We start from the raw sequence: 25,200 nt of genomic DNA on the forward strand, positions 1-25,200 counted from the left end.
TTCTCCACCTAGAAATTAAAGTATAAAAACTCACTAATACTCGTTAAATGTAACACGCTATATACGAGCAATACTGCAGTAAATAAAGCAGTCCATACATTCGGACGGAATGAATCTTTTAACTGAATTGAATTTTTCAAGAAGAAACTAATACATAACGCTCCGAAAATATACGCTACCATTTTCGGATCTAATAAAGAGACATGGTACCCTTCTGTAAATGAAACACCGTACTCTTTTAAAAATTGCAGCTTCTCTATTATAAATGCCGGGAATACGCTATTTGCTAATTCGATTCCATTTAGCCCGAACATTCCTTTTAACACTTTCACCGCATCATGCATAGATGTTGACCTAAAGAATACCCACGTTATATTAATGAAGAAAAACGTAACGAGCCAACCAGCAAAGGCTGGCATCCGCCCTCCCGCTTTACTCCATAAGCGATGAATAACAGAAGCTGCGCCGTGCAAGAATCCCCAAAAAACAAATGTCCAACCAGCTCCGTGCCAAAGTCCACTTATTAAAAATACAATCATAATATTCACGTATGTACGCGTAATCCCTTTTCGGTTCCCTCCTAGAGAAATGTATACGTACTTCGTTAAAAACTGGCTAAGCGTCATATGCCAACGATGCCAAAAATCTTGTATATTCACTGCCTTATACGGCGAATTAAAGTTTTGAGGTAATTTAATATTAAACATTAAAGCGATTCCAATTGCCATATCACTATATCCACTAAAATCAAAATACAATTGGAATGTAAACGCTAATGACGAAAGCCATGCTTCGACAAATGTTAATGATTGCTGCACATCAAACCCTTCATGTACAAGGGGTGATAATACATCTGCAATACCTACCTTTTTGAAAATACCAACTGCAAATACAAATATACCAAGAACGATATACTTCGATTGCCAGCTCTTTTTACTATCGTCGGCAAACTGCGGCATAATTTGCGCATGATGTACAATCGGTCCTGCAATAAGCTGAGGGGAAAATGTTACAAACAATGCGTAATCAAGAAAATGACATGCCTTCGTTTCCCCGCGATACGTATCTACTAAAAATGCGATCTTTTGAAACGTATAGAAACTAATCGCGAGTGGTAACGTTAAAGATAATAATGTAAAATGAGTTCCAATTAATGCATTAACATTTTGTAAGAAAAAATCATAATACTTGAAATAACTAAGCATTCCTATATTAAATATTAATCCTACCGTTAAAAGAAGTTTACTCTTATGTTTTACGAGCCTCATTCCGATAAAGTAGTTCACAATGAGCGACACTAACATAAGCGGTAAATATTTCACATTCCAATAACTATAGAAAAATAAAGAGGCCGTAACGAGCCAAGCTTTCGCTAATGTAGCATGTCCAAATTTATTTAATAGAAAATATAAAAGAAATGCTATCGGTAAAAATAAAAAAATAAACTCAAATGAGTTAAATAACACACCATCTCTTCCCTTCTAAACAAATCACACCTTATTCATCTTATCTTATCCAAATAGTGAGTGTCAAAAGGATTCCGCTCCCCTTTTCTTCTATTATATATAATAATCATTTTAAACGAATTATTAACATGATAAAATATTAAAGGCGCTTTTATATAAAAAAATATATAATAGAAATGTCGGTTTTTTGCACGAAATGTATTTTGAAAAAAGTGAGGAGAGTCCTTTGGTATTTAGTAGTTCTGTTTTCTTATTTATCTTTTTACCTCTCGTATTATTTTTCTATTTTATAGTGCGTGCCGAGCTACGTAATTTCGTATTACTTGCATTTAGTTTAATTTTCTATGCATGGGGAGAACCTCGATTCGTCCTCTTAATGCTCTTTTCTATTATATTAAACTACTGCTTCGGCCTACTCGTGCATCATTATGATAAACGAAAAAATATGAAAGTCACATTTTTAATTATGGCTGTGGTCGGGAATATTTTATTACTTTCTTATTTTAAATATATTTCCTTTTTCACAGATATTTTAAATCAAACTTTGCATTTATCTATTCATGTGGAACCCATTCCACTTCCGATTGGAATTTCATTCTATACGTTCCAAGCGATGTCATACGTCATCGATATATACCGTAGAGATGGCGCAGTTCAAAAAAATCCACTTAACTTAGCGTTATATATATCAATTTTCCCGCAGCTTATTGCCGGACCAATCGTTCGTTACAATATCGTTGCTGAGCAAATTAAAACGCGCATCCATTCTTTTGAACGATTTACAGAAGGTATCCAAATTTTCGTTTTAGGACTAGCGAAAAAACTATTAATCGCCAATCAAGTTGGATTTGTCGCAGATAAAATCTTTGCCTTACCACCGTCTGAAATGAGCGCTGCAACGGCTTGGATTGGTATTATCGCCTATACGCTTCAAATTTATTTCGATTTCTCTGGATACTCTGATATGGCAATTGGACTTGGAAAAATGTTCGGATTTGATTTCCCGAAAAACTTCAATTATCCGTACATCTCGAAATCCATTTCAGAATTTTGGAGAAGATGGCATATTACACTAGGCTCTTGGTTCCGCGACTATATATACATTCCGCTCGGCGGAAACCGTGTATCCAAACTAGCAAATTACCGTAACCTCTTCATCGTATGGGGATTAACCGGTTTATGGCACGGGGCAAGCTGGACATTTATCGCCTGGGGATTATATTACGGCTTTATTATTTCCATTGAAAAAGCTGGATTTGAGAAAATATTAAATAAGCTATGGAGGCCGCTGCAACATGCATATGTACTAATCATCGTTATGATCGGTTGGGTCTTCTTCCGAGCTGATAACTTCGCCTACTCGTTCCAATATTTAAAAGCGATGTTTGGCATAGAGAGGCAATCTTTCATCGATGACAACACAATGCTATATATACATGAATACATTGTCATATTTATCATTGCCTTTATCGCAGCGACACCAATTTTGAAACGTGTTAAAAACATATTAGAACTTGCACCCAAAACGTATATATTCACGATGCAAGTTGTACGTCCTATATTATTACTAACATTATTTATGGTTTCGATTATGTATTTAATTAATTCGACGTATAATCCATTTATTTACTTCAGGTTTTAACTTATCCCGCTATTCGCCGGGCAGTAAGACCCCCACCTCAAAATTCAGCGAAAGCAAAGAAGTTAGGTGGGGGGCGGGCTGCCCGTAAAAGCCCGATTGGTTCAACTAATAATCAGTGGGGGATGAACAAAACCCCCACTGATTAAAGTTTCACTTTATGTAGGAAGGAAAAGTTATTATGAAAAAATTGGGGAACATCGTCCTATTTATCGGTTTTCTCACCATTATCTTTTCATTTGGCATATTATCGCTTCTCAAAACTGACCGAGCAGTTTCGCCCGTTGAAAATCGTCCGCTCGCTCAAGAACCAGCTCTTACAAAAGAAGCTGCCTTAAATGGTAGTTTCTTTAAAGACTTTGAGACATATACAAACGATCAATTAATCGGAAGAGATGATCTCATAAAAAACTATACACTTACCCAAATTAAAATGGGCAAGTCTCTCATTAACGATATTATTCTAACTGATGATAAATGGCTTCTAAAAAACCCTGCTTGGACTACAAAATATAATGAGATTGACCAAGCTATGCCAGCTGTAAACGACTTATCTCAGTTTTTAAAAGAACAAAATATTGAGTTTTACTTTGCTTTACCACCGTCCAAAACGAATGCATTATCATTTAAATTACCTTCTCATATTCACACATATGCACAGGAAAATTTAAATTATTTTCTTAATAAACTTCCTGCGGACGTAACGCCAATTAAACTCATGGAACATTTCAAGAAAAACTATACAAATGAAGAAATACAAAGTATGTACTTCAAAACAGACCATCACTGGAATATGGATGGTGCCTTCTTAGGCTATCAATATATAATGAACACAATCGCGCAACAATCTTCTATATATAAAGGAAAAGAAATAAAAAAAGAAGATTATACTCGTACGTGCGCTCCAAATAAACATCTAGTCGGAAGCTTTAACAATCAGCTATACCAACTGATCGATGCAACTGGTGAAAAACTATGCTACTACACACCGAAAGACGGTTTCAACTTTACAAGCGTAGCCGCAAAAGATGTAAACGGCACTGTATATCGCACATTGGATGAATTATATGGCGTAGAAAAACAAAATGATACAACATCATACGCAGGTTATTACACAAACGACTATCCAGAAATCGTCATCGAAAATAACAATGCGCCAAATGATGTACGAGCTTTAGTCCTAAAAGATTCATTCGCAAACGCAATCGTGCCTCACTTAGCACAAAGCTTTAAACACACATCCATCCTCGACCTCCGTCACTATCACGAAAAGGATGTATATCAATACATTAAAGACAACAATATTAACATGGTATTGTTTGTATATAGTGATTCGAATTTGAGTGGTGAAATGTTTAAGTTTAAGAAATAAAAGAAGCCTCTTGTAAACAATTTACAAGAGGCTTCTTCTTATTTATTCCACTATTTGTGAGAAATAATAAATTAAACTATTATGGGTTTCGACATTGTTATTATTTCACTTGTACCTTCTCTTTTTTATCACTACCTTCAACTACAAAAAGGAGAACGAGCTAGGAAATTCCCCTCTACCTCTCTAAAACTAAGATTACATCCCTCTTTTTATAGACTCTTTTGCATGTAAGTCACTAATAATATATTTGGATGCTCTTGAAATTTGTTCTCGTAATTCCTCTACCCTTTGCCCTAAAGTTTCTTGCATATATTCTTTTTGTTCTATTTGGTTTATTGCCATGCTATATAGTGTCCCTGGCGTCCAGCCTCCATCTACACTCCCAATACTTGGTTGGTTTACTTGTTGTACAAACGAATCGATCTTTGGATCATATGAAATGCCAATCATAGGAGTATTAGCAACTGCCGCTAATATAAGAGCATGGAGTCTCATTCCGATTAGCAAGGAGCATTCTGATAAAATAGAGATTTTTTCATGAATATCCATTTTATAAGGGAGCATATGTGCTTCTTCTCCCATCAAATTAATGATTTCCCTTGATGCATTTTGATCAAATGGACCATGCATCGGTACAAATAAAATATGATATCCCTCTTGCTTAAGTCTTTTTAGCGTGCCTGCTAACTTCTTCATATAATCTTCTTTTGCATCCCAGTACCGTACACTAACCGCAACAACTTTCCCTTGTAAAGAATGTTTTTGCAGCCAATTGGTCTTCTTTTTTTCTGGCATACAAGCTAATACTGGATCTGGAACAAGTTCGATGTCTTTCTTAATACCAATTTCTTTTAAGTACAAAAAAGAGTCTTCATCGCGCACTGATATATATTCAGCCTTTGATATATGCCATTTCACCAATAAACGATTTTGCTTCTTCGTAATAGGCCCGATTCCTTGGGCATAAATATAATACGGCTTTTTCAACAAAAGAGCCAACCGCATAATACCTGTATAATATAGAATACTTCTTATACTCGTCTTATCTTGCAAGAGACTTCCGCCTCCGCTAATTAAACCATTACTTCTCTTTATTTCTCGGTAAATCGCTCTTATATCCCAGCGATTTACTGCTTCTACACCGTACATTTTCCTTGTATAGTCGGGGTCATTTGAAAGTACAACAAGCTCAAGAGTAGGATCCTCTTCATGTAGCGCTTTAATAATTGATTGCAAAATTGCTTCGTCCCCAACATTATAAAAACCATAATATCCTGATAAAACTAACCGCACTCTTAATCTCCTCCAACATTTCGCAATCAACTCTTTTTGTAATTAAACAAATTGTTATCCACTCCTTGCCGAGAAAGGTTTGATAACTTCAAATTGATTTCTTTCACAAACATCTAACAAGTCATACCCATTTATAATATGGTTCATCTTCTATAATAAACGATTTTATTTACGTAAAAATGGAATTTGTTCTTTCGATATCCAGTTTAGTTTCAGTGCACATATGCCATATAACACTGAAGCTACACTTAGCGCTACAGCACTATATATCATTGCTAAAATCCTGGAATCTGTCACATTGATTAATGTGGACACAAAGTATAATGCTATACCTAAAATACTAGATACTCCAATCACAGCCAAAAATTTCCCTATAGCTATTGGGTAGGAAAGATCTTTTCTAATATAAATATGATTTGCGATACAAATCATTATATAAATAATTAGAGTACTATACGCTGCTCCATTTATACCGAATTGGTTTACTAGCGCTATATTTAATATAATTTTTACAAAGCTTGCACCGATGACAATCCATGCTGCTTGCATCGAACGATTAATCCCTTGCAAGATTCCTATTGATAATACCATAAGTGATGTGAAATACGAGCTACCAATTAAAATAGCTAACATGCCACTTCCTTTTGTATCTGTAAATAATGCAACATTAAGCGGTACTGCAAGCGCCATAAGCCATATCGTTATCGGCATTGTTAAAACGTGCGCAAACTCATTTGTACGTTTTACTGTCAGTTTAGCTAAAGCTATATCTTTTTTTGTTAAAGCCGCTGTTAATAATGGAATTAACGGAAATACTATCGCACTTGCAAATACAACAATTAATTGCGTAAATGCAAAACCACGGCTATATATACCAAATTGTTCCTGAATCGTTGTAAAAGATTCATGTAATACATGTGGAATTGTTACAGAATCAACTAAATTTAAAACAGGCATCGATAACGCTCCGATTGCAATAGGAACTGAAACACGGAGTATGCTTTTCGCGTTTTTCTTAAAGTCTTGTAATGAATATGTTTCACTCTTATAGCGATACGTGCTTTTCACATATTTCATTCGCAAATATATGAGTGACGTAATAACACCAAAGCAAGAACCAATCATCGCTCCACCTGTTATGATATCACTACTTTTATTCCAATATACAAATATATAAGCAATTGTTAGCATAAAGAACACGCGAATCAACTGTTCAATTACTTGCGATACACCAGTAGGTATCATATCTCCAAACCCTTGGAAATATCCACGGTATACTGCCATATACGGTGCGATTAATAAAGCAAACGAAGTAACAATTAATGGTAGCCTCGTCTCTTGTCCACCAAGCATATTTGCAATGCTACTCGATCCAATGATAATAATTAAAAATCCGAGCACCCCAAATATAACACCTATAATAGATGCAGACGTAAACAATTTCGCTATTCCGTCACGATCATTTTTTTCATGAAGTTCAGCAATTAGCTGGGATATTGCTAGCGGAACCCCCGCTACTGATAAAGTTAAGGCTATCATATATACAGGAAAAACGAGGCGAAAAATCCCAAGTACTTCATCTCCCGCTATATTTTGCAATGGAATTTGAAAAAAACTCCCCACCACTTTCGATAGGAACGTTGTAATGGTTAAAATTGCAGCGCCTTTTACAAACTTTTTATTCATCTTCTATCTCTTTTCTTTCAAATATGATCTAAATAAATATCAAGTCAGTATTCTTGCTCAATCTAGAGAAACTTCACTCTATTTTATTTAGTTATCATACCAAATTTCTGATATATTGAATACTCTCGTTCCAAATATAATATGTACAAAATAAGATTATTCCCATCCTGTTTTCCCTTAAATTTACTACTTTTACTTATTCAAGATAAACCTGTAATATACTGTAGCTCTTGTCAGTAAGAGGATTGTTTGCAACACGCTAAATTAAGTAAAATAATTCTTAAATTTCCCTTTTCAAGAGGAAGTTGAGAAGGTTGAAAAATCAGACGAAATAGGGCTTATTCAACCTTCTTAAGTTTATGATTTCGTTAACCGTACACAATTAATTTGTGAAGGTAGCCATTTCTCAACGCGTGAATATAATTTGAAGTTAGATGATGTAATTGATGCTCAACAGATTTACAACATCCAGATATAAGGGTTTCTCACATAAACAACACATATCCAAATAAAAAGAACCCTCACACTCTACAATACAATTCATGTGAAGGTTCCTATTCCTATATTGTCTCAGCTTTCAAAAACTGTAATTTCTCTTTTTGCTCATCATTCGCCATCATCACTATCGTCTTTTCAATATGCGGATGTACATGTTCAAGTGTCACACTCGCTCCTGCTTTATCCGATTGCTCAACAAAGTTTAATAACGCCATAGCTCCTGATACATCCATATAACGTACATCTTTCATACGCAAACTAACTGGTGACTTCACATCTTGTAAAGAAGCAAAAATACGATCTACTGATAGAAATGAAAGTGGTCCCTGAATCGTATACGTCGCTTCTTTTTCTTTTATAATAGAAGCTTTACGTTCTTTACACTTCACCATGTATATAATGAAGGAAAGAATAATGCCAAACGCAACAGCAACCATTAAATCGAATTTCACTGTCACAAACATTGTCACGAACATAACAATCGTATCACCTCTCGGTGCTACATGCGCTTTCTTCATGCTTTCCCAATCAAACATCCCGATGCCAGTTAAAATTAAAATACCTGATAAAACAGCAAGCGGAATATATTGTACGACTGAACCGAGTCCCATAATGAAAATAAATAAGATGACACTATGCATACAAGCTGAAAGTGCCGTCTTCCCCCCGCTTCTTATATTGACGATAGATCTAACAGTTGCACCTGCTCCTGCTAATCCGCCGAATAAACCGCTCGCAATATTACCAATACCTTGTCCGATTAACTCTTTATTACTTTTATGACGTGTCCCCGTCACATTATCCATTACGACAGACGTTAATAATGAATCAATTGATCCTAGTAAAGCAATACTAAGTGCTGGTAATACAAGTGCTAACATGCCATTTGCGTCTAAAGCCGGTACGTGAAGAGATGGCACCGCCTCTGGAATTGCACCAATCTTTTCAATCATCTTATTTAAAGAAAGAGTTCCTACAACTGGTAAGTTTACTGTAATTCCTTGTAGCATAGAAGAAAATAACGGCAACGTTACTGTAACACCTACTAATGCTACTAAACTTGATGGAATGGCCTTAATCCATTTTCCAGAAACAATCATTACAATGATAGTTAATAACACAAGTAGAAAGCTATTTTGTACGTGCTTCATTTCACCTAAAATAATAATCAGTGCAATTCCGTTCATAAATCCTGAAACAACAGGATATGGAATGTAACGAACGTAAGAGCCGAGCTTACATACACCAAATAAGATTTGAAATAACCCCGCCATCATAAATACAATAAAACTTGCTTCTAATCCGTGAGTTGCAATAACGCCTGTTGCAATAACTGTAATCGGCCCAGTAGGACCTGTTACTTGCCCTGGTGTACCGCCAAATAACGCCGCAAACAAACCTGCAAAAATCGCACCATACAATCCGACCAATGCTCCCTCTGACGTTCCCGTTGCGGCAATACCAAATGCAATTGCTAGCGGCAAAGCAACAATCGCAACAGTAAACCCTGCTAAACATTCCTTTGCTATTTTTTGAAACATATAAATAACCACCTTCGTATAAAGTGAAACTTTAATCAGTGGGGGTTTTGTTCATCCCCCACTGATTATTAGCCCGCACCAATCTGGATAAAGTCCACGTTCCATTGTACATCTAAAACAAATCATTCGTTAGCGTATTTATAAAAAACTCTTTACAGTCTCGTGAAGTAAACGTCTACATTTACAAATAGCCTTCCCAAATCAAACTAAAAAACAGCAATATGACGAATCTACCTTTGGAAACAAACTTGACTATGCTATAATAAACAAATTAAATCTTTTACTATATACTTGGAGGCACTATGCTAACTTTTGAAGAAAAATTATCAATTATTGAATCTTTCCCGGAATTAGAAAGAAAGAACGTATCATTAAAACGCGTAAACTTTCACTTTGAAGAAAGTCGTTTAGATAAAAAGAACGTTGTATATCATTTACACCCAAATGGAAACGGATTTGTATATGCATACTTCATTAAAGGTTATAGAACAGATGATAAAGGTATGATTAACATCCGTGAGTTTTCAGAAGAAGAACTGCGTTCATTAATTGAAAAAGTAATTGAACGTCTATCACAAGAGCAAGAGGAAATTGTAGCACCAATGGAACCTGCTGCCGAAGAAGAATGGCGTAACGAAGATGGTCATATCCTTACTCTTATCTCAGAGGATGACATGTGGAACGTTTACGCTGGCGTAAACTTAGACGGTACATTCAACTCTTATCCAGAAGCTGCGGAATACCTTGATGAAGAAGGTTTCTCACGTAAATAATACGTTCCTTACTACTCATGAGGCCGTCCCATTTTTTTGGGGGACGGCCCTCTTTTTATCAATAGGTAGGCTATCATTGTCGTATTTTGTAGTTAAGCCGATATAATGAGATTTATGTTGCAATTTTACCCAATAAAAGCATAACTCCATTTTAAAGTTAAGCTTTTGGGACAGTCCCCTCCAAAAAATTATGGAATCAAAACTTCTTATTCTCACTATCCCCTATAAAAATTTGAATTTGACAACTATAAGACTCCGTATTAAAAAAATCATTAACTAACTCTACTTCAATAAAACTCTCTACTTCTATATTGTTTTCTTTTATATATTTAATTATGGTATTTCGACGTTCTTCTTCATTTTCTTTACTATACGCTAATGTTACATATTTCCCGCCCGGTAATACTTTTATATTTTGCATCTCTTCCATATGTACATGATCTTGCACCTTATTAAAAACATACTTTGGCTCGACATCCCACTTTTCATTGACATTGTATAGAATACCCATTTCCATTGACATCTTATCTTCATACTCTTGAATGATTTTCTCTAAATTAGAATAATACAGTAACTCTTGTAAACTCCCCACTTCTTTACAAGGCGCCACAATGACATAACGCTGTTCAAAGAACTGAACACACACTTCATCACTTTTTAATATTTCCTGTGAACTCCCTACTTTCTCATTTAACCCATCAATTGTTTCAATTACCTCTTTCATTTTCTTTATATGCTCTTCCGCTTCCGCCCTCTTTAATTGTAAAAATTGCAGTAATTTATCCGTATCACATTCCTTAAAAATCTCTTGGAGTTCTACTATACTGGTGTTCAACTCTCTACAGCTTTTTATAATATCAATGTGAATGAATTGATCTATAGAATAATATCTATATCCTGTTGATTCATCAATATGTTTTGGAATAAGAATTCCCATCTTATGATAGTACCTTAACGCCTTTATCGTTATATCCTTTATTTTTGCAACTTCTCCAATAGAAAATATTTTTTTCATTTGAATCTCTTCCCTCATATTTTTTCTCACACAACTATTGACTCTCCCCTTAGAGGAGACCTTACTATTTATAATAAGTCATTTACATTGATAAAGGGAGTATACAATTATGAACACAGTAAAATATAGAAGTCTTGTTAAGGAAGACTATGAGCCTATAAAACATTTAATTGGTGAGGCATTTGGATTTAATAAATTCATTACAGATAAAAAATTTTTAAATTCACTATTAAACTTCTACCTACACAGTTGCATTTTAGACAGTTCCTTTAGTAAGGTAGCTGAAAAAGATAATAAAATTATCGGTGTCATTTTAGGCGATTCCGAAAAAGATAAAAACCGTTTAAAGAGATTCCATAATACTGTTAGCTTTGCCTTTAACACGCTGAAACTATTCATGACTAATAAAGAGAATAGAGGGTTTTTAAAAGCATTTATAAAAGTTCAAAAAACATATAAAGAACTAATTCAAGGAAAAGAAGATCATTTTCAAGGCTGTATACAATTATTCATCGTATCCGAAGAATCTAGAGGTCTTGGAGTTGGGAAATCTTTATTAAATCATTTATTCCAATACATGACAAAAGAAGATGTAACATCTTTATATTTATATACAGATAATGAATGTAACTATGAATTTTATGACAGGCAAAACTTCCAACGTATACAAGAAAAAGCAGTTAATTTTGGACCAACAGAAGAAGCTTTCAACGTATTTTTGTACCGCTATAACTTTAACTAATAGTAACATTTACACTTCAATGCTCTTTGCTAATTAGCAAAGAGCTATATTAAGTATGATCATAAATGAAGCGAGTCGTTGTCAAAAAATCATACTAGCTTAAATCCTCCAGCCAAACTCTACTACTACTATTGTTTCAGTTCGATCAGTGCGAGAAAGAGGAAGATGTGTAACAACTTCAATGTAAAAAGGAGCGCACAATATGGAATGGATTCACGAATTATTTCAGCAATATGGGTATTATGTAGTACTTATTGGATTACTTTTAGAATATATTGCTCTTCCGTTTCCAGGGGAGCCCACATTAGCCTATGCAGGATTTTTATCGCATCAAGGTGATTTAAGCTTACCTATTTTAATCATTTTATCCTTTATCGGGACAAGTGTAGGTATGACATTCCAATACTTTTTAGGAAATAAACTGGGCATGCCTTTCATTCAGAAATACGGGAAATATGTATTTTTAACAGAACGAAAAATTAATTTAACGAAAATGTGGTTTGATAAATACGGATATTTTCTAATCTTTATCGCCTTTTTCATTCCAGGCGTCCGCCACTTCACAGGATACTTTGCAGGAATTATCAACTTACCGTTTCGCCGCTTTGCGATGACAATTTATTCAGGCGCCCTATTTTGGGTATCAATCTTCTTAATCGGTGGTTACTGGTTAGGGGAAAACTTAGAAGATATATTCATCGTACTTGAACAACACATTTGGAAAATTATCTTCGGTATTATTATCATTACGCTAATCACCCGATTTCGCAAAAAAATAAAGCATGTGATTTTAAAACGTATAAAGTGAAACTTTAATCAGTGGGGTTTTGTCCATCCCCCACTGATTATTAGCCTTCACCAATCGGGCGTTTACGGGCAGCCCCACTCCCACCTAACTTCTTTGCTCCAGCTGAATTTTGAGGTGGGAGTTTTACTGCCCGTTAATGCGGGATAAACTAAAACAATAATTATTTCATCAATAAGTAGCATCCCACTTAGCTACGCACAAAAATAATAAAAAGGCGGAGACCCCTAGTCTCCGCCTTTTTACACACATTTTGTTTCCGAACTAACTCTCACGCTCATTAATTTTTTTTACGTCTAAACAACATCGCTCCAAAAATTAATGCGAACATACCTGCCATAATAGAAGTAGATTCAGTTGATGCTCCCCCTGTTTGAGGAAGTAACTTTGATTGCTTATTATTTTCTTTACTAGATGGTACTTCAGATTTATTTTGTACCTCTTGTTTGCTTTGTACTTCTACTTTACCTTGTACATCTTGTTTGTTTTGCACTTCTACTTTACCTTGTACATCTTGTTTGTTTGATACTTTCGGTTGCTCTTTTACCTCTGGCTTCTCTAATACAGTTGGTTCCTCTGTCACCTTTGGTGTTTCCGGTTTTAATGACTCTTCGATTTCTTTTGTTGTTTCTTCTTTATTCTCTTCTTCCTCTGGTGTTACCAAGATTTCCGATTTGTCTGTTACCTCTGGCTTCTCTAATACAGTTGGTTCCTCTGTCACCTTTGGTGTTTCCGGTTTTAATGACTCTTCGATTTCTTTTGTTGTTTCTTCTTTATTTTCTTCTTGTTCTGGTGTTACCAAGATTTCCGGTTTTTCTGTTACCTCTGGCTTCTCTAACACATTCGGTTCTTCTGTCACCTTTGGTTCTTCCGGTTTTTCTTCTTTTAACTCTTCTGTTGTTTCTTCTTTATTTTGCTCTTCCTCTGGTGTTGCCAAAATCTCCGGTTTTTCTGTTACCTCTGGCTTCTCTAACACATTCGGTTCTTCTGTCACCTTTGGTTCTTCCGGTTTTTCTTCTTTTAACTCTTCTGTTGTTTCTTCTTTATTTTGCTCTTCCTCTGGTGTTGCCAAAATCTCCGGTTTTTCTGTTACCTCTGGCTTCTCTAACACATTCGGTTCTTCTGTCACCTTTGGTTCTTCCGGTTTTTCTTCTTTTAACTCTTCTGTTGTTTCTTCTTTATTTTGCTCTTCCTCTGGTGTTACCAAGATTTCCGGTTTTTCTGTTACCTCTGGCTTCTCTAGCACATTCGGCTCTTCTGTCACCTTTGGTTCTTCCGGTTTTTCTTCTTTTAACTCTTCTGTTGTTTCAACTTCCACTTGTTCTTCCTCTGGTTTTACCCAGATTTCCGGTTTGTCTGTTACCTCTGGCTTATCTGGTACATTCGGCTCTTCTGTCACCTTTGGCTCTTCCGGTTTAGTTGGGTCTTCCAGTTCTTCTATTGTTTCTTCTTTATCTTGCTCTTCTACTTCTGTTGCTTCCTGTATCTTTCTATTTGTAATATCATATCCGTTAACTTTCGATTGATATCCTGATACTGGTTGTTCTTTCACTTCATACTTATAAGCTTTTCCTTCAGTATCAACTGCTGGTAACTTTTCAAACTCATATTTCCAATCATTTGTTGCCGTAACTTCTTTCGTTGCAATTACTTTACCACCTTGTAATAAATCTACTTTAATTGTTTCCGGGCGATCGTTTACTTTGTCACCTTCCCACTTTTTCGTTCCTGTAACAGATGTAGTTTTTAACTTATTTGGAATCATAAGTTTTACTCCGTTTACATCATCCTTCTTAATTGTAAAAGGAATTTTTGCTTTTGAATCAAACTCTACATAATTCGGTGCTGAAATTTCTTGTACATAATAATTACCTGGAGTAAGATTTGGAGCTTCAACTACTCCATCTTCATTTGTTGTATATGAACTACCAATTTTCTGTCCTGACTCTGTATACAATTCAAAAGAAACACCTGGGATCACTTTTCCTTCGTTTCCTTCAATATGCTTAACAATTCTTAACGTTCCTTTAGGAGGTAAATTACCTTGCGCACCACCATCTGCGCTTATATTTTTAACCCCTGACTCCTTTGAAACGGTTACCGGTGGCTGATTTAGAATTTGATAATTAATTGTATAATCATTATACAATTATTCTTCGTTCATTCCGCTATCAGTTATAACCGAGCTATAGTGCATACCGAAATACTTCCCACTTACATAATCCTTATAACCTCTAATCTCGAAAGAGTTACCGTTAAACGTAATCGTTCCATAGCCTTTATCCCTAAATTGTTGTGGTGTTAAACCCTCACCTCCAACTATTATAGTAAAGTCTTCCAGCTTAAATGTTTGACCCGATCGTAAAGTATCAGTCAAAACAACATCAGAACTTAACTGTTCCGAACCAGTAGTATTTACATTCAGCTGCCACTTGATTTCATTCGGAGCCTCTGGGTAAATTCCACCTGTTTTGTAAGTAAATGTTGTTGTACCCGTCCCCTCAGTTGGTCCTTTAATTGTGACTCTTTGAGTTGCTAAACTTGTACCTAAATTTGTATCAACCGGTATCGTTTGATTCACTCCTACATTACTAGTTGCTTTGAATTCAAAATACAAATAGCCTCTAATGTTTTGAAGTTTCTCAACCGTATCATTAAATGTACATACCACATTAGTTGTTGTTACTTTGCAAGTACCAAAACTAACACCCGCATCATTCTTCAAGTCAATTACTTTACTATACCCTGTTAGTTCTGCAGGTAGTGTTAATGTTAGCGTATCTCCAGCCTTCATTTGATTTCCAGATTTATCACTAAAATCTACTCTTATTCCCGATCGTTCTCCATAATGTAATTCGGTTTTGTCGAATGCAAAACTATCAACAAATCCTGTTGTGTTTAATTCTTGAGCATGCCCTATGATAGGCATAAAAACTTGTCCAATAATAACAGTAAAAATAAAACAAATTACAGATATTCTTTTTAAATATGTACTCATAATGCCTCCATCTTTAATTATCACATTTTTTTATTGTGAAATCCTTTCCACCCTAAACCACCTTTAAAAAAGGTACAACTAAAGAATATTTGCAGCATCAAACTATCTTTAATCATGCAAAACAAAGCAGTAAACAACACAATTCATTAACCATATTGTTCCTTTCTACTTCTTGTTTTGGCAGCCAACAATAAATACTAATACTTATAAAAATGCATTACAAGACTGTTTATTTACATATTAATTTGTTACTATATTCATGCTAGCAAAATATACTAAATGACCAATTTATCCATAAAGTCATCTGATGACTGACCATTTTTCTCTTTCAAATATTATCCATTACCATTCTCTCCTAATAACTTTTTCCACTAGTACTGAAGTACGAACATATTCCGAAATTACACACCTATATTTACTATTTTAATATTCCTCATCCATTTCAAAACTCAACCTATTTAAAACGGATTATATGATTTTAAAATCAAAGTATTAAGTAAAAATATATTCTACTATAATAATAGGAAGTAATTATAAATAGAAGGTACATACTATTTTTTATCACTCTATATATCACATTCAATATTTTTCAAAAAATAAGGCTACCTTTCCTTATTAAGAAAGATAGCCTTATTTGTATAGACGACTGCTTTACTCTTTATTTCTTCACGCCTTTCAACGACTCTCTCAGCACAAATTTTTGTAATTTCCCACTCGCATTACGCGGAAGTTCATCCACAAATAAGTAATGACGCGGACGTTTATAGTCTGCTAATTCATCACTTTCTTTGCAATACATTTCTAAATCAGCTTCTTTAATATTTTCATCTTTCTTTACAACGACCGCAACGACACGCTCTCCCCATAGTTCATCTGGCTCACCAAGTACCGCAACATCTAATACACCAGGGTGACTATGAAGGAAATCTTCAATTTCGCGAGGATAAATATTAACGCCGCCACTAATTACCATATCATCAACGCGGTCTGCAACGAATAAATAACCGTCTTTATCGAAGTAGCCTAAATCACCAGAATGATACCAGCCTTTATACATCGATTTTGCATTTGCTTCTTCTCGATTATGATAACCAGCCATCATAGTTGGGCCGCGCAAAATAATTTCTCCTACTTCATAAGGAGGCAACATATCATCTGGCTCTGCTGGTCCATCTTCGTTCGGTTTAACAATTCGAATTTCATGGCTAAAGCACGGTGTTCCTGCTGAACCAGCTTTCGTAATTTGATCCTCCTCTACGAGAAATGCAACAACCGGTCCCATTTCTGTCATTCCGTAAATTTGGACAAGATCAATATAAAGACGCTCTTTACATTCCTTCACTAACGCTGGAGCCATCGCAGCCCCGCCATATACACCAATCTTCATCGAAGTTAAATCATACTTAGTTAGATCTTTTTGCAGTAACATATTCCACATCGTCGGTGCTGCAAAAAACGTCGTAATCTTCTCTTCTTGAATTGTATGTAATACTCTATCCGTATCAAAATGATGTAAAATAACATTCTTTCCACCAACTTGAATGCGCGGTATGATTCCAGCATTTAACTCGCCGCAATGATATAAAGGTGCTACCACAAGTCCGGCGCTATCCCTGTTATATTTTATGAAATACGTACAAATCATACTATGCTCAGCCATATCACGATGGCGATGTAGTACGCCTTTCGGATGACCCGTCGTACCACTCGTATAAAGCATCGAGCAATAATCCATTTCATCGACTACAATATCTACTTTTTCATCTGATGCTTCATTTACTTTTTCATGGTAAGAACTAGCATAAGAAGGTGCATCGTCTTCTACATACCAAAAAGACGAATTTGGAAAATCTCGTTCAATCATAGCAACTGTTGATTCGACTGCTTTTTCAAAGACAACTACTTTCGATGCTGCATCTTGGAGGATATACGATAATTCTTTTGCTTTTAAGCGGAAATTAATCGGGTTAAATATCGCCCCAATTTTGGCACAAGCTAAGTAAACGTTTACAAATTCACGACAGTTATATAAGTAAACAGATACACAATCTCCCTTTCTTACTCCTTCTTTCAATAGAGCTTGCGCTGTTTTATTTATTTGCTCATCCCACTGTTTATATGTCCAGCGAATATTTTTTTCTGGTTCTACTAACGCCTCTTTATTCGGATACTTGCCAACTGCCAAATCAAAAATTCTCCCTATCGTCATGTACATGCCAACAATTTCCCCCTTTTCTCTTTCATAAATCTATCATTTCGTCTATAAGTAGACATTGTCCTCTATTAATACGACTAATTTTTCTGATTATTATCGACATAGTTTTACAAAAAGGGCTGTTTGATGGTAAATGAAATTATATCGGCGATTTTTTGAATATATCGAACGCAACTTGAAATATATCGGCGATTTTTAAAATATATCGAACGCAACTCAATTTATATCAGCGATTTTTCGAATATATCGACTTACCGACAAAAACTGACAATATAAAAAGAGGCTGTTCCAAATCGGAACAACCCCCTTCTTCTTAAACGAATAGCTCTTCTAAAATTTTCAGTTTATCTTCTGTATATTTCACGAAGCCATCGTTATATGATTTTGGATCTTTCGGATTCGCAAAGTGTGTAATTGCTCCTGTTTGTGGGTGAACAAATTTACTTGATGCGCCGCAACCAAGTCCGATAATCGATTGTACTTCTTCCATAATAACAATATTGTAGATACTTTCTTGCGTCGGGATTGCATACCCAACGTTTTCTAAGTTACCTAAAATATTCTTTTGACGATATAAATAGTATGGTACGTAATTATGGTTCTTCGTCCACTCTTCCGCCTCATGCATCATCGCAGTAATTTCTTCGCGACCTGCTACTTGATATTTACGTTTGTTTTGCGTCATTTCAGAAGCACGTTTAAATGATAACGTATGAACTGTTAACGATTCTGGCATTAACTTTTCTGTTTCATCTAACGTATGCTTAAAGATGTCTAATCCTTCACCAGGAAGACCAATAATTAAATCCATATTAATATTGTTCATTCCCATTTCACGTGCTAAATGATACTTCTCAATCGTTTCTTCTACAGTGTGATGACGTCCAATTGCCTTTAGTGTCTCTTGATGGTATGACTGCGGATTAATACTAATACGGTCAATGTTCCATTTATTTAACACTTCTAGCTTTGCTGGTGTGATCGTATCTGGGCGACCTGCCTCCACCGTTACTTCACGTACATCTTTTACATCTGGGAACGCTTGATACATTTCTTCATACAGCATATCCATCTCTTCTGCTGTAATACTCGTCGGTGTACCACCGCCGTAATAAATCGTCGTAACTGTAACACCTTTTTCTTTTAAAAACTTACCAATTTCACGAACTTCATAATGTAACCCGCCTAAGAACGAATCAACTGATCCTTGGCGTCCGTTAATTGCATAAGCCGGGAACGTACAGTACGCACATTTTGTAGGACAAAACGGAATACCGATGTAAATACTTACTTCTTCTTTCAAACGGTATAAATCCGGAACAACCGCTAATTGGCAATCAACAATACGCTGAAGAAGTTCAATTTTCTCTTCATGAATTAAATAACTTTCACGAAGTTCTTTATGCGCTTCTTCTTTTGACATACCATTTTGAAGCAGTTTGTGAAGAAGCTTCGTTGGGCGTACCCCTGTTAAAATTCCCCAGCTCTGTTCAAGTCCAGTTAGCTGTTGAAGTACAGAAAGATATACGTAAGAAACAACATGTTTCACTTGCTTCATACGTTCTTTTTCTTCTGTGAAAGCAGATAAATCTTTAGAGAATGTTTCTTCATATACATTTCCAGTCGCAACATCTGTTAAACGAGCCGATGCTGTCACATTACCTTCTATCTGTATATCAACGATAAGATTTGCTTCTTCTTTCTCAAACCCTATCGTGCTCTCTTCAAAAAATAAACCGCCAATATTTTGTAGCGGACGTAAAAAACGATCGTCTTGTAACGTTTTAATTGAAATTAACAACATTATCACCTTTTCATTTGCAAACTCTCTTTAGTTTACTTGAAGGGCGTTTGCAGGTCAATACAGAAGGTTTTACCTTATTTCTTCTATTAAAAACTTAAAGGCATAAGAAATAACATTTCTCTTATGCCTTTTATAAACCTATTAGCTATTTTTAATCATAAATCTTAAACGTATTCCTAATAACATAAGAATTACACCTATAAATGGAAGGTAATTCGTATTATGCCCTGTAGCTGGAAGTTTTTGATTATTAGAAACGCCTTGTTCTTTTTCTGGTAAGTTAGGCTTTCCTACTTCTTCACTTGAAGTTTCTGTTTCTCCACCTGGCTTTTCTGTTCCTTCACCTGGTGTTCCTGTTTCTCCACCTGGCTTTTCTGTTTCTCCACCTGGTGTTCCTGTTTCTCCACCTGGTGTTTCTGTTTCTCCACCTGGTGTTTCTGTCTCTCCACCTGGTGTTTCTGTTTCTCCACCTGGTGTTTCTGTTTCTCCACCTGGTGTTTCTGTTTCTCCACCTGGGTTCTCTGGACCTTTTCCTGTTTCTTTTTCATTTGTAATTTGAAGATTTCTAACTTCTATTTTCTCATTAGAAATCTTAAATTTAGTTTCCTTATCAGATAATTTATATCCTTCTGGTGCCTGAACTTCTTTTAAAATGTAATCTCCTGGTTCTAGCTTCTTAGAAATTGCTTTACCGTTTTTATTTGTTGTTAATGTGTCTATTTTTGTTCCGTCTTTCCAAATTTCAAACACTGCGCCCGCTAATGTTTTATCTGTATCATTAGCATCTATCTTTGTAATTTCTACTTGGCCTGTAATTTTTTCTTTCACTTTTTCATTCAATACTTCTTGTTTTGCTACTTCATTTGCTACAACATTTACTTTTACTGTAACTTCTACCGCTTTGTAGCCTTCTGGCGCTTTCGTTTCTTCTAACGTGTACTTTCCTGGCACTAAGTTTTCGAATGTAACAACACCATCTTTATTTGTTGTCTTCGCCTCTCCAACTACTTGACCATTTTCATTCTTTAATTTAAATTCTGCATCTTCTAGAACTTTTCCACTCTCTGCATCCTTTTTGATTACTTGTAAGCTTCCTAGTTCTTTCGTATTTTTAACTGTTACTGGTACTACTCTGTTCGCTTCAACAGTAACTTCAATTTCTTCTTTTAGTAATTTATATCCTTGTGGTGCTTTCGTTTCTTTTAACGTGTATTTTCCTGGTTCTAATTTTCCAGAGATGACTTTACCTGTTTTATCTGTTTGTAACGTCTCTACTTTCTTACCATCTTTATACACTTCAAATTCTGCGTCTGATAAAAGCTTCGTTTTATCGTTTGCATCTACTTTTACGATTTCAAATTGACCAAGGCTCTTACTATTCGTTACTTTTACATCAATAACTTTTTCACCGTCTACTGTTACATGAATTACTTGTTTTGTTAACTCATAACCTTCTGGTGCTTTTGTTTCTTCTAACGTATACTCACCCGGTACTAGTCCTTCTACTTTAACCGTTCCAGACTTATCTGTTGTAATTTTTTCTTTTACAACATTTCCTTTAGCATCTTTCAATGTAAATACTGCGCCTGCTAAACGTTTCGCTTGATCTTTGTCATCTGTTTTAATAATTTGTAGAGAGCCCAAGAGTTTTTCATTTTCTGCCTCTACTTTTACTACTTCTTTCTCATTTTGAATTGTTACTTTCCATTCTTTATTTGAAATCTTGTAACCTGCTGGTGCTTTCGTTTCTTTCACTGTGTATTCACCTAATGGTAATTTCGGTGACATCGCTTTTCCACTCTCATTAGTTTTCAACTCTGCTACCTTTTTACCATCTTTATACACAGTAAACTCTGCATCTGATAATAGCTTTGTTTTATCTTTCGCATCTACTTTTACGATTTCAAATTGACCCAGAACTTTTTCGTTCATTACTTCCTGTTTTACTACTTCATTTGCTACAACATTTACTTCCACTTTTAATTCTACCGCTTTGTAGCCTTCCGGCGCTTTCGTTTCTTCTAACGTGTACTTTCCTGGCACTAAGTTTTCGAATGTCACAACACCATCTTTATTCGTTGTTTTCGCTTCTCCAACTACTTGACCAGTTTCGTTTTTTAGTCTGAATTCCGCGCCTTCTAGAACTTTTCCACTCTCTGCATCCTTTTTGATTACTTGTAAGCTTCCTAGTTCTTTCGCATTTTCTACTTGTACTTGTACTACTTTGTTTGCTTCCACAACGACTTCAATTTCTTCTTTTAGTAATTTATATCCTTGTGGTGCTTTCGTTTCTTTTAATGTGTATTTTCCTGGTTCTAATTTCTTAGAGATTACTTTACCTGTTTTATCTGTTCGTAATGTATCTACTTTTTCACCATCTTTATACACTTCAAACTCTGCATCTGATAATAGCTTTGTTTTATCTTTCGCATCTACTTTTACGATTTCAAATTGACCTGTTACTTTTTCAACGATCTTTTTATTCAACATATCTACAGTAACTACTTTATTAGCCTCTACATCAACACGAACTGAGCTAGATGATAGTTCATAACCTTTTGGTGCTTCAACTTCTTTTAATGTATATGTTCCAACTGGAAGTTGTTTTGATAAAGCTGCACCTTTACCATCTGTAATAATTGTTTCAACAACATTTCCATCTTTATCTATAACATCAAATTTTGCACCTGGTAGAAGTTGACCAGATTCACTATCTTTTTTCAATAATTTAAATTGGCCATTCTCTACTTTTTTCGTATTCTTCATAACAATTTTAATTACGTTTGTACTATCAATTGTTACTTTTACTGGTGTATCAACTTTTATATATCCTTCTGGTGCACTTATTTCTTTTACAAAATAGTCACCAAGTGGTAAATCCTTGACTTCAGCAATACCCTTTTCATTCGTTGTAACAGTAGCCACAACATTATTATCTTTGTCTATAACATCAAACTTTGCGTCTTTTAAAACAATATTTTCATCATTTGCATCAACTTTTTTAATTTGTAAGTTTCCTTTTTCAACTACTGGCTTATTCCACTTTGGCCAATTAAATTTAAAGTTATGAACCTCAAATCCATCTCTTTGGTGTAATCCTCCAACATAGGCTTGTCCGTTAATAGAACCACCTTTTGTCTCTACAACAGCATTAGGCGCAAACACACTACCTACTACACCATAACCTTTAGTTGTTATCTTTGTAGCATTAGGGAACACCCAAATGACTTTACTAGCTAACTCAGTAAAAGCTGAATTAGGGTCATATGCTTGAGATGTATTAATTAAGTCTGTTGCCATCCCAGTATTTCTCGTATCGTACAAAATTGCACCGCTACCAAAATTCACTTCTTCTGCGTCTGAATAAATAACAATAAAGTCTTTGTTATTTACATTCGGAAGATAAACATCTCTTACATCAAATATTTTCTTTCCTGTTAAGCCTGAAGAAACGTAAATATTAGGGTTGTTTACATCTTCACCGATTCCAAAGCTCATATTAAGTTTTGGCTTATCAGTTTGCAATTGACCCGCATCCCCAATTACACCATCAACGTCTTTTCTAAATTCTTTAAATTTAGCATCAATCTCTGCTTGCTCTTTATAAGAGATACGGTCATATGATGATTTCATTGCGCCTTCTGGGTCACCATCTTTTGTCATTGCCACTGTTCCATCTTGGATAATTACTTGTCCTGCTCCCGCTTTCGTAAATTGACCACCTAGTAATAATGATGGATATCCTTCATCTTTCCATGTTGCTCCAGCTAAGTTGTTTGCTCCAGTTGCAGCCGCTAAGACTGTATAACTTGATGCATTCATATTTTTTTGAATAGCCATCGCACCCTCAATATCCGCACTCGTTGCACTATGATCTCCAAAAATGATGGCGTTGTAATAAGATACATCGCCTAAACCTTTTAATTCTGTTGTAGCTGCCTCTGCTTTAATTGGTAAATGGATTAAAAAATTCATACATATTAGTAATACAACTATAAAACTACTACTTATTTTTTTAAATTTTTGACTAAATGATTTCCTCAAGAAATTCATTCCCCCTTTTAAACTTCCTAAAACAACAAAAGAAGCACATTTCATATGTACTAAAACTTATTCACATTAATTTAAAACAATCCATTTAAATAAAAAGAAGATGCTCTACAGATTTTTAAGTTTATCACAAATCATTTTTTGGATAGTGCTTGAATAAAAAATACGAAACTAAACATATAGGAGCTAAAACAACTCGAAGGATATTTCACATGGTGAACTACGTGGCAACACCCTTCACTCTACAATAGTTTGCTAAAGTAATCAAGTGAATTGTATTGATTTAACACACAATTCACTATTTAGGTACTCTCATTTCCCTATAAATATATATTTACAAACAAAGAAACGTAGCGAAAATGCTACGTTTCTTTGTTCATCGTTTCGGTGTATGTTTATGATTCTTTAAAAAAGGAAGCGGGAATTGCTTACGAAAATGCTCTTTAATCATATACTCTACGCCGTTCTCAGTATTAGAACGTGTAATCCAGTCTGCGGCTTGCTTTAACTCTACAGGAGCGTTCCCCATTGCTACCCCAAGGCCAACATTTTCAATTACCTCTAAGTCTTCTATGCTATCTCCAATCGCAACCATTTCACTAAGGTTAATATTTAAATGCTCCCCAAGTAATTGTAAACCGCGTAGTTTTGATACATTTTGAGGGAGAATTTCTATATGCCTCGCATCACACTCGATGTACTCTACATCTTGAAATGCCTTTCTTAACGTATTCATCCCTCTTTCTTTTTCACCTTTCGTATGGAAAACGATATCAATTTTTGGTGCAGCTACTGGATGATCACGCAGTGCATCCCCTAGCGAATCTACAAATTGAACCGGATAAAATAATGGATCTGCGCTTGATAATACAGTACGCGCAATTAAGTTTGGTGTATTTCTCTCACGATTCCCAATTGAATATCTTTCATGAGAAATGCGAACATTACAATCAAAATGCTCTAACACTTGCACAATATTAAAGGTTTTCTCTTCAGATAATCTCCTTTGAGCGAACGGCTTATCTAACGTTGCTGAAATGAAAGCTCCACCGTGTGTAACTAATATAGAATCTAATTTTAACGCCTTCGCTATTTTATGAGCAGATTGAAAATTACGATTCGTAAATAATGTAACGTATACATCTTTTCTTTTCACAAAGTCAATTGTCTCCCGTAACCCTTTAGCAATTTTTCCGTTGTTGTATAGTAGTGTCCCATCTATATTAAGAGCTAGTAAGCGATAAATCATGTCGCACTCCCCCTCTTCGCTGTTGTACTCTATCCATAATTTATGAAATAAATG

At 35.2% G+C, this 25,200-nt stretch carries 16 protein-coding genes; 5 read left to right on the plus strand and 11 right to left on the minus strand.

Translation table 11 applies throughout. The annotated features are described in order from the left end of the window. Positions 1 to 8 precede the first annotated feature (8 nt). A complete protein-coding gene (locus tag MKX77_RS19720; RefSeq protein ID WP_341307560.1) occupies positions 9 to 1,466 on the minus strand; it encodes an MBOAT family O-acyltransferase in 1,458 nt (485 codons plus the stop codon). A 226-nt stretch (positions 1,467 to 1,692) separates the two neighbouring features. On the opposite strand from MKX77_RS19720, the gene MKX77_RS19725 reads away from it, so the two are divergent. Next, a complete protein-coding gene (locus MKX77_RS19725; RefSeq protein ID WP_341307561.1) occupies positions 1,693 to 3,108 on the plus strand; it encodes an MBOAT family O-acyltransferase in 1,416 nt (471 codons plus the stop codon). A gap of 178 nt (positions 3,109 to 3,286) precedes the next feature. Next, on the plus strand, positions 3,287 to 4,477 hold the full coding sequence (gene patB1, locus MKX77_RS19730; RefSeq protein ID WP_341307562.1) for a secondary cell wall polysaccharide O-acetyltransferase PatB1: 1,191 nt from the start codon (positions 3,287 to 3,289) through the stop codon (positions 4,475 to 4,477). A gap of 195 nt (positions 4,478 to 4,672) precedes the next feature. Here patB1 and csaB read toward each other — a convergent pair whose 3' ends face one another. From csaB to MKX77_RS19745, 3 genes are all read right to left on the minus strand, one after another. Then, positions 4,673 to 5,770, minus strand: coding sequence for a polysaccharide pyruvyl transferase CsaB (gene csaB, locus MKX77_RS19735; RefSeq protein ID WP_215555381.1), 1,098 nt, complete (start codon positions 5,768 to 5,770; stop codon positions 4,673 to 4,675). Positions 5,771 to 5,935: 165 nt separating this feature from the next. Next, entirely contained in the window at positions 5,936 to 7,456 is a 1,521-nt protein-coding gene (locus MKX77_RS19740; protein ID WP_341307563.1) for a putative polysaccharide biosynthesis protein, read from the minus strand. 560 nt (positions 7,457 to 8,016) lie between these two features. Beyond that, complete coding sequence (locus tag MKX77_RS19745) at positions 8,017 to 9,495, minus strand: SulP family inorganic anion transporter (RefSeq protein WP_341307564.1); 1,479 nt, start codon at positions 9,493 to 9,495, stop codon at positions 8,017 to 8,019. A 302-nt stretch (positions 9,496 to 9,797) separates the two neighbouring features. On the opposite strand from MKX77_RS19745, the gene MKX77_RS19750 reads away from it, so the two are divergent. Further along, entirely contained in the window at positions 9,798 to 10,268 is a 471-nt protein-coding gene (locus MKX77_RS19750) for a hypothetical protein (RefSeq protein ID WP_341307565.1), read from the plus strand. A 196-nt stretch (positions 10,269 to 10,464) separates the two neighbouring features. On the opposite strand, the gene MKX77_RS19755 is transcribed toward MKX77_RS19750, so the two are convergent. Continuing rightward, positions 10,465 to 11,313, minus strand: a complete 849-nt coding sequence (locus MKX77_RS19755; protein WP_341307566.1) for a MerR family transcriptional regulator — start codon at positions 11,311 to 11,313, stop codon at positions 10,465 to 10,467. Positions 11,314 to 11,392: 79 nt separating this feature from the next. Here MKX77_RS19755 and MKX77_RS19760 point away from each other — a divergent pair, with 79 nt between their 5' ends. Next, positions 11,393 to 12,025 (plus strand): GNAT family N-acetyltransferase, encoded by a 633-nt coding sequence (locus MKX77_RS19760; RefSeq protein WP_341307567.1) that lies wholly within the window; start codon positions 11,393 to 11,395, stop codon positions 12,023 to 12,025. A gap of 202 nt (positions 12,026 to 12,227) precedes the next feature. Next, positions 12,228 to 12,833, plus strand: coding sequence for a DedA family protein (locus tag MKX77_RS19765; protein ID WP_341307568.1), 606 nt, complete (start codon positions 12,228 to 12,230; stop codon positions 12,831 to 12,833). Positions 12,834 to 13,110: 277 nt separating this feature from the next. On the opposite strand, the gene MKX77_RS19770 is transcribed toward MKX77_RS19765, so the two are convergent. The 6 genes from MKX77_RS19770 to MKX77_RS19795 form a co-directional block, all read right to left on the minus strand. Then, positions 13,111 to 14,979, minus strand: coding sequence for a Cna B-type domain-containing protein (locus MKX77_RS19770; protein WP_341307569.1), 1,869 nt, complete (start codon positions 14,977 to 14,979; stop codon positions 13,111 to 13,113). Continuing rightward, positions 14,980 to 15,828 carry an Ig-like domain-containing protein gene (locus MKX77_RS19775; protein WP_341307570.1) on the minus strand — a complete coding sequence of 283 codons (849 nt, stop codon included), beginning with the start codon at positions 15,826 to 15,828 and terminating at the stop codon, positions 14,980 to 14,982. A gap of 658 nt (positions 15,829 to 16,486) precedes the next feature. Continuing rightward, the gene (locus MKX77_RS19780) at positions 16,487 to 18,043 is read right to left on the minus strand and encodes a fatty acid--CoA ligase (RefSeq protein WP_341307571.1); all 1,557 of its coding nucleotides are present in this window, start codon (positions 18,041 to 18,043) and stop codon (positions 16,487 to 16,489) included. A 313-nt stretch (positions 18,044 to 18,356) separates the two neighbouring features. Continuing rightward, positions 18,357 to 19,847: a coproporphyrinogen III oxidase gene (locus MKX77_RS19785; protein ID WP_341307572.1), complete on the minus strand. Its 1,491-nt coding sequence runs from the start codon at positions 19,845 to 19,847 to the stop codon at positions 18,357 to 18,359. A gap of 141 nt (positions 19,848 to 19,988) precedes the next feature. Continuing rightward, positions 19,989 to 23,891, minus strand: a complete 3,903-nt coding sequence (locus MKX77_RS19790) for an MSCRAMM family protein (protein ID WP_341307573.1) — start codon at positions 23,889 to 23,891, stop codon at positions 19,989 to 19,991. A gap of 382 nt (positions 23,892 to 24,273) precedes the next feature. Further along, positions 24,274 to 25,146: a Cof-type HAD-IIB family hydrolase gene (locus MKX77_RS19795; protein WP_215555374.1), complete on the minus strand. Its 873-nt coding sequence runs from the start codon at positions 25,144 to 25,146 to the stop codon at positions 24,274 to 24,276. Positions 25,147 to 25,200 lie beyond the last annotated feature (54 nt).

Origin of the sequence: Bacillus sp. FSL R9-9410 (assembly GCF_038050385.1) — a bacterium.
Classification (GTDB): Bacteria; Bacillota; Bacilli; order Bacillales; family Bacillaceae_G; genus Bacillus_A; species Bacillus_A cereus_U.

Coding starts and splice junctions, on each gene's coding strand:
- patB1 (WP_341307562.1), top strand. CDS start 3,287: ATGAAAAAATTGGGGAACATCGTCCTATTTATCGGTTTTCTCACCATT.
- MKX77_RS19740 (WP_341307563.1), bottom strand. CDS start 7,456: ATGAATAAAAAGTTTGTAAAAGGCGCTGCAATTTTAACCATTACAACG.
- MKX77_RS19745 (WP_341307564.1), bottom strand. CDS start 9,495: ATGTTTCAAAAAATAGCAAAGGAATGTTTAGCAGGGTTTACTGTTGCG.
- MKX77_RS19750 (WP_341307565.1), top strand. CDS start 9,798: ATGCTAACTTTTGAAGAAAAATTATCAATTATTGAATCTTTCCCGGAA.
- MKX77_RS19760 (WP_341307567.1), top strand. CDS start 11,393: ATGAACACAGTAAAATATAGAAGTCTTGTTAAGGAAGACTATGAGCCT.
- MKX77_RS19765 (WP_341307568.1), top strand. CDS start 12,228: ATGGAATGGATTCACGAATTATTTCAGCAATATGGGTATTATGTAGTA.
- MKX77_RS19775 (WP_341307570.1), bottom strand. CDS start 15,828: ATGAGTACATATTTAAAAAGAATATCTGTAATTTGTTTTATTTTTACT.
- MKX77_RS19780 (WP_341307571.1), bottom strand. CDS start 18,043: ATGTACATGACGATAGGGAGAATTTTTGATTTGGCAGTTGGCAAGTAT.
- MKX77_RS19785 (WP_341307572.1), bottom strand. CDS start 19,847: ATGTTGTTAATTTCAATTAAAACGTTACAAGACGATCGTTTTTTACGT.
- MKX77_RS19795 (WP_215555374.1), bottom strand. CDS start 25,146: ATGATTTATCGCTTACTAGCTCTTAATATAGATGGGACACTACTATAC.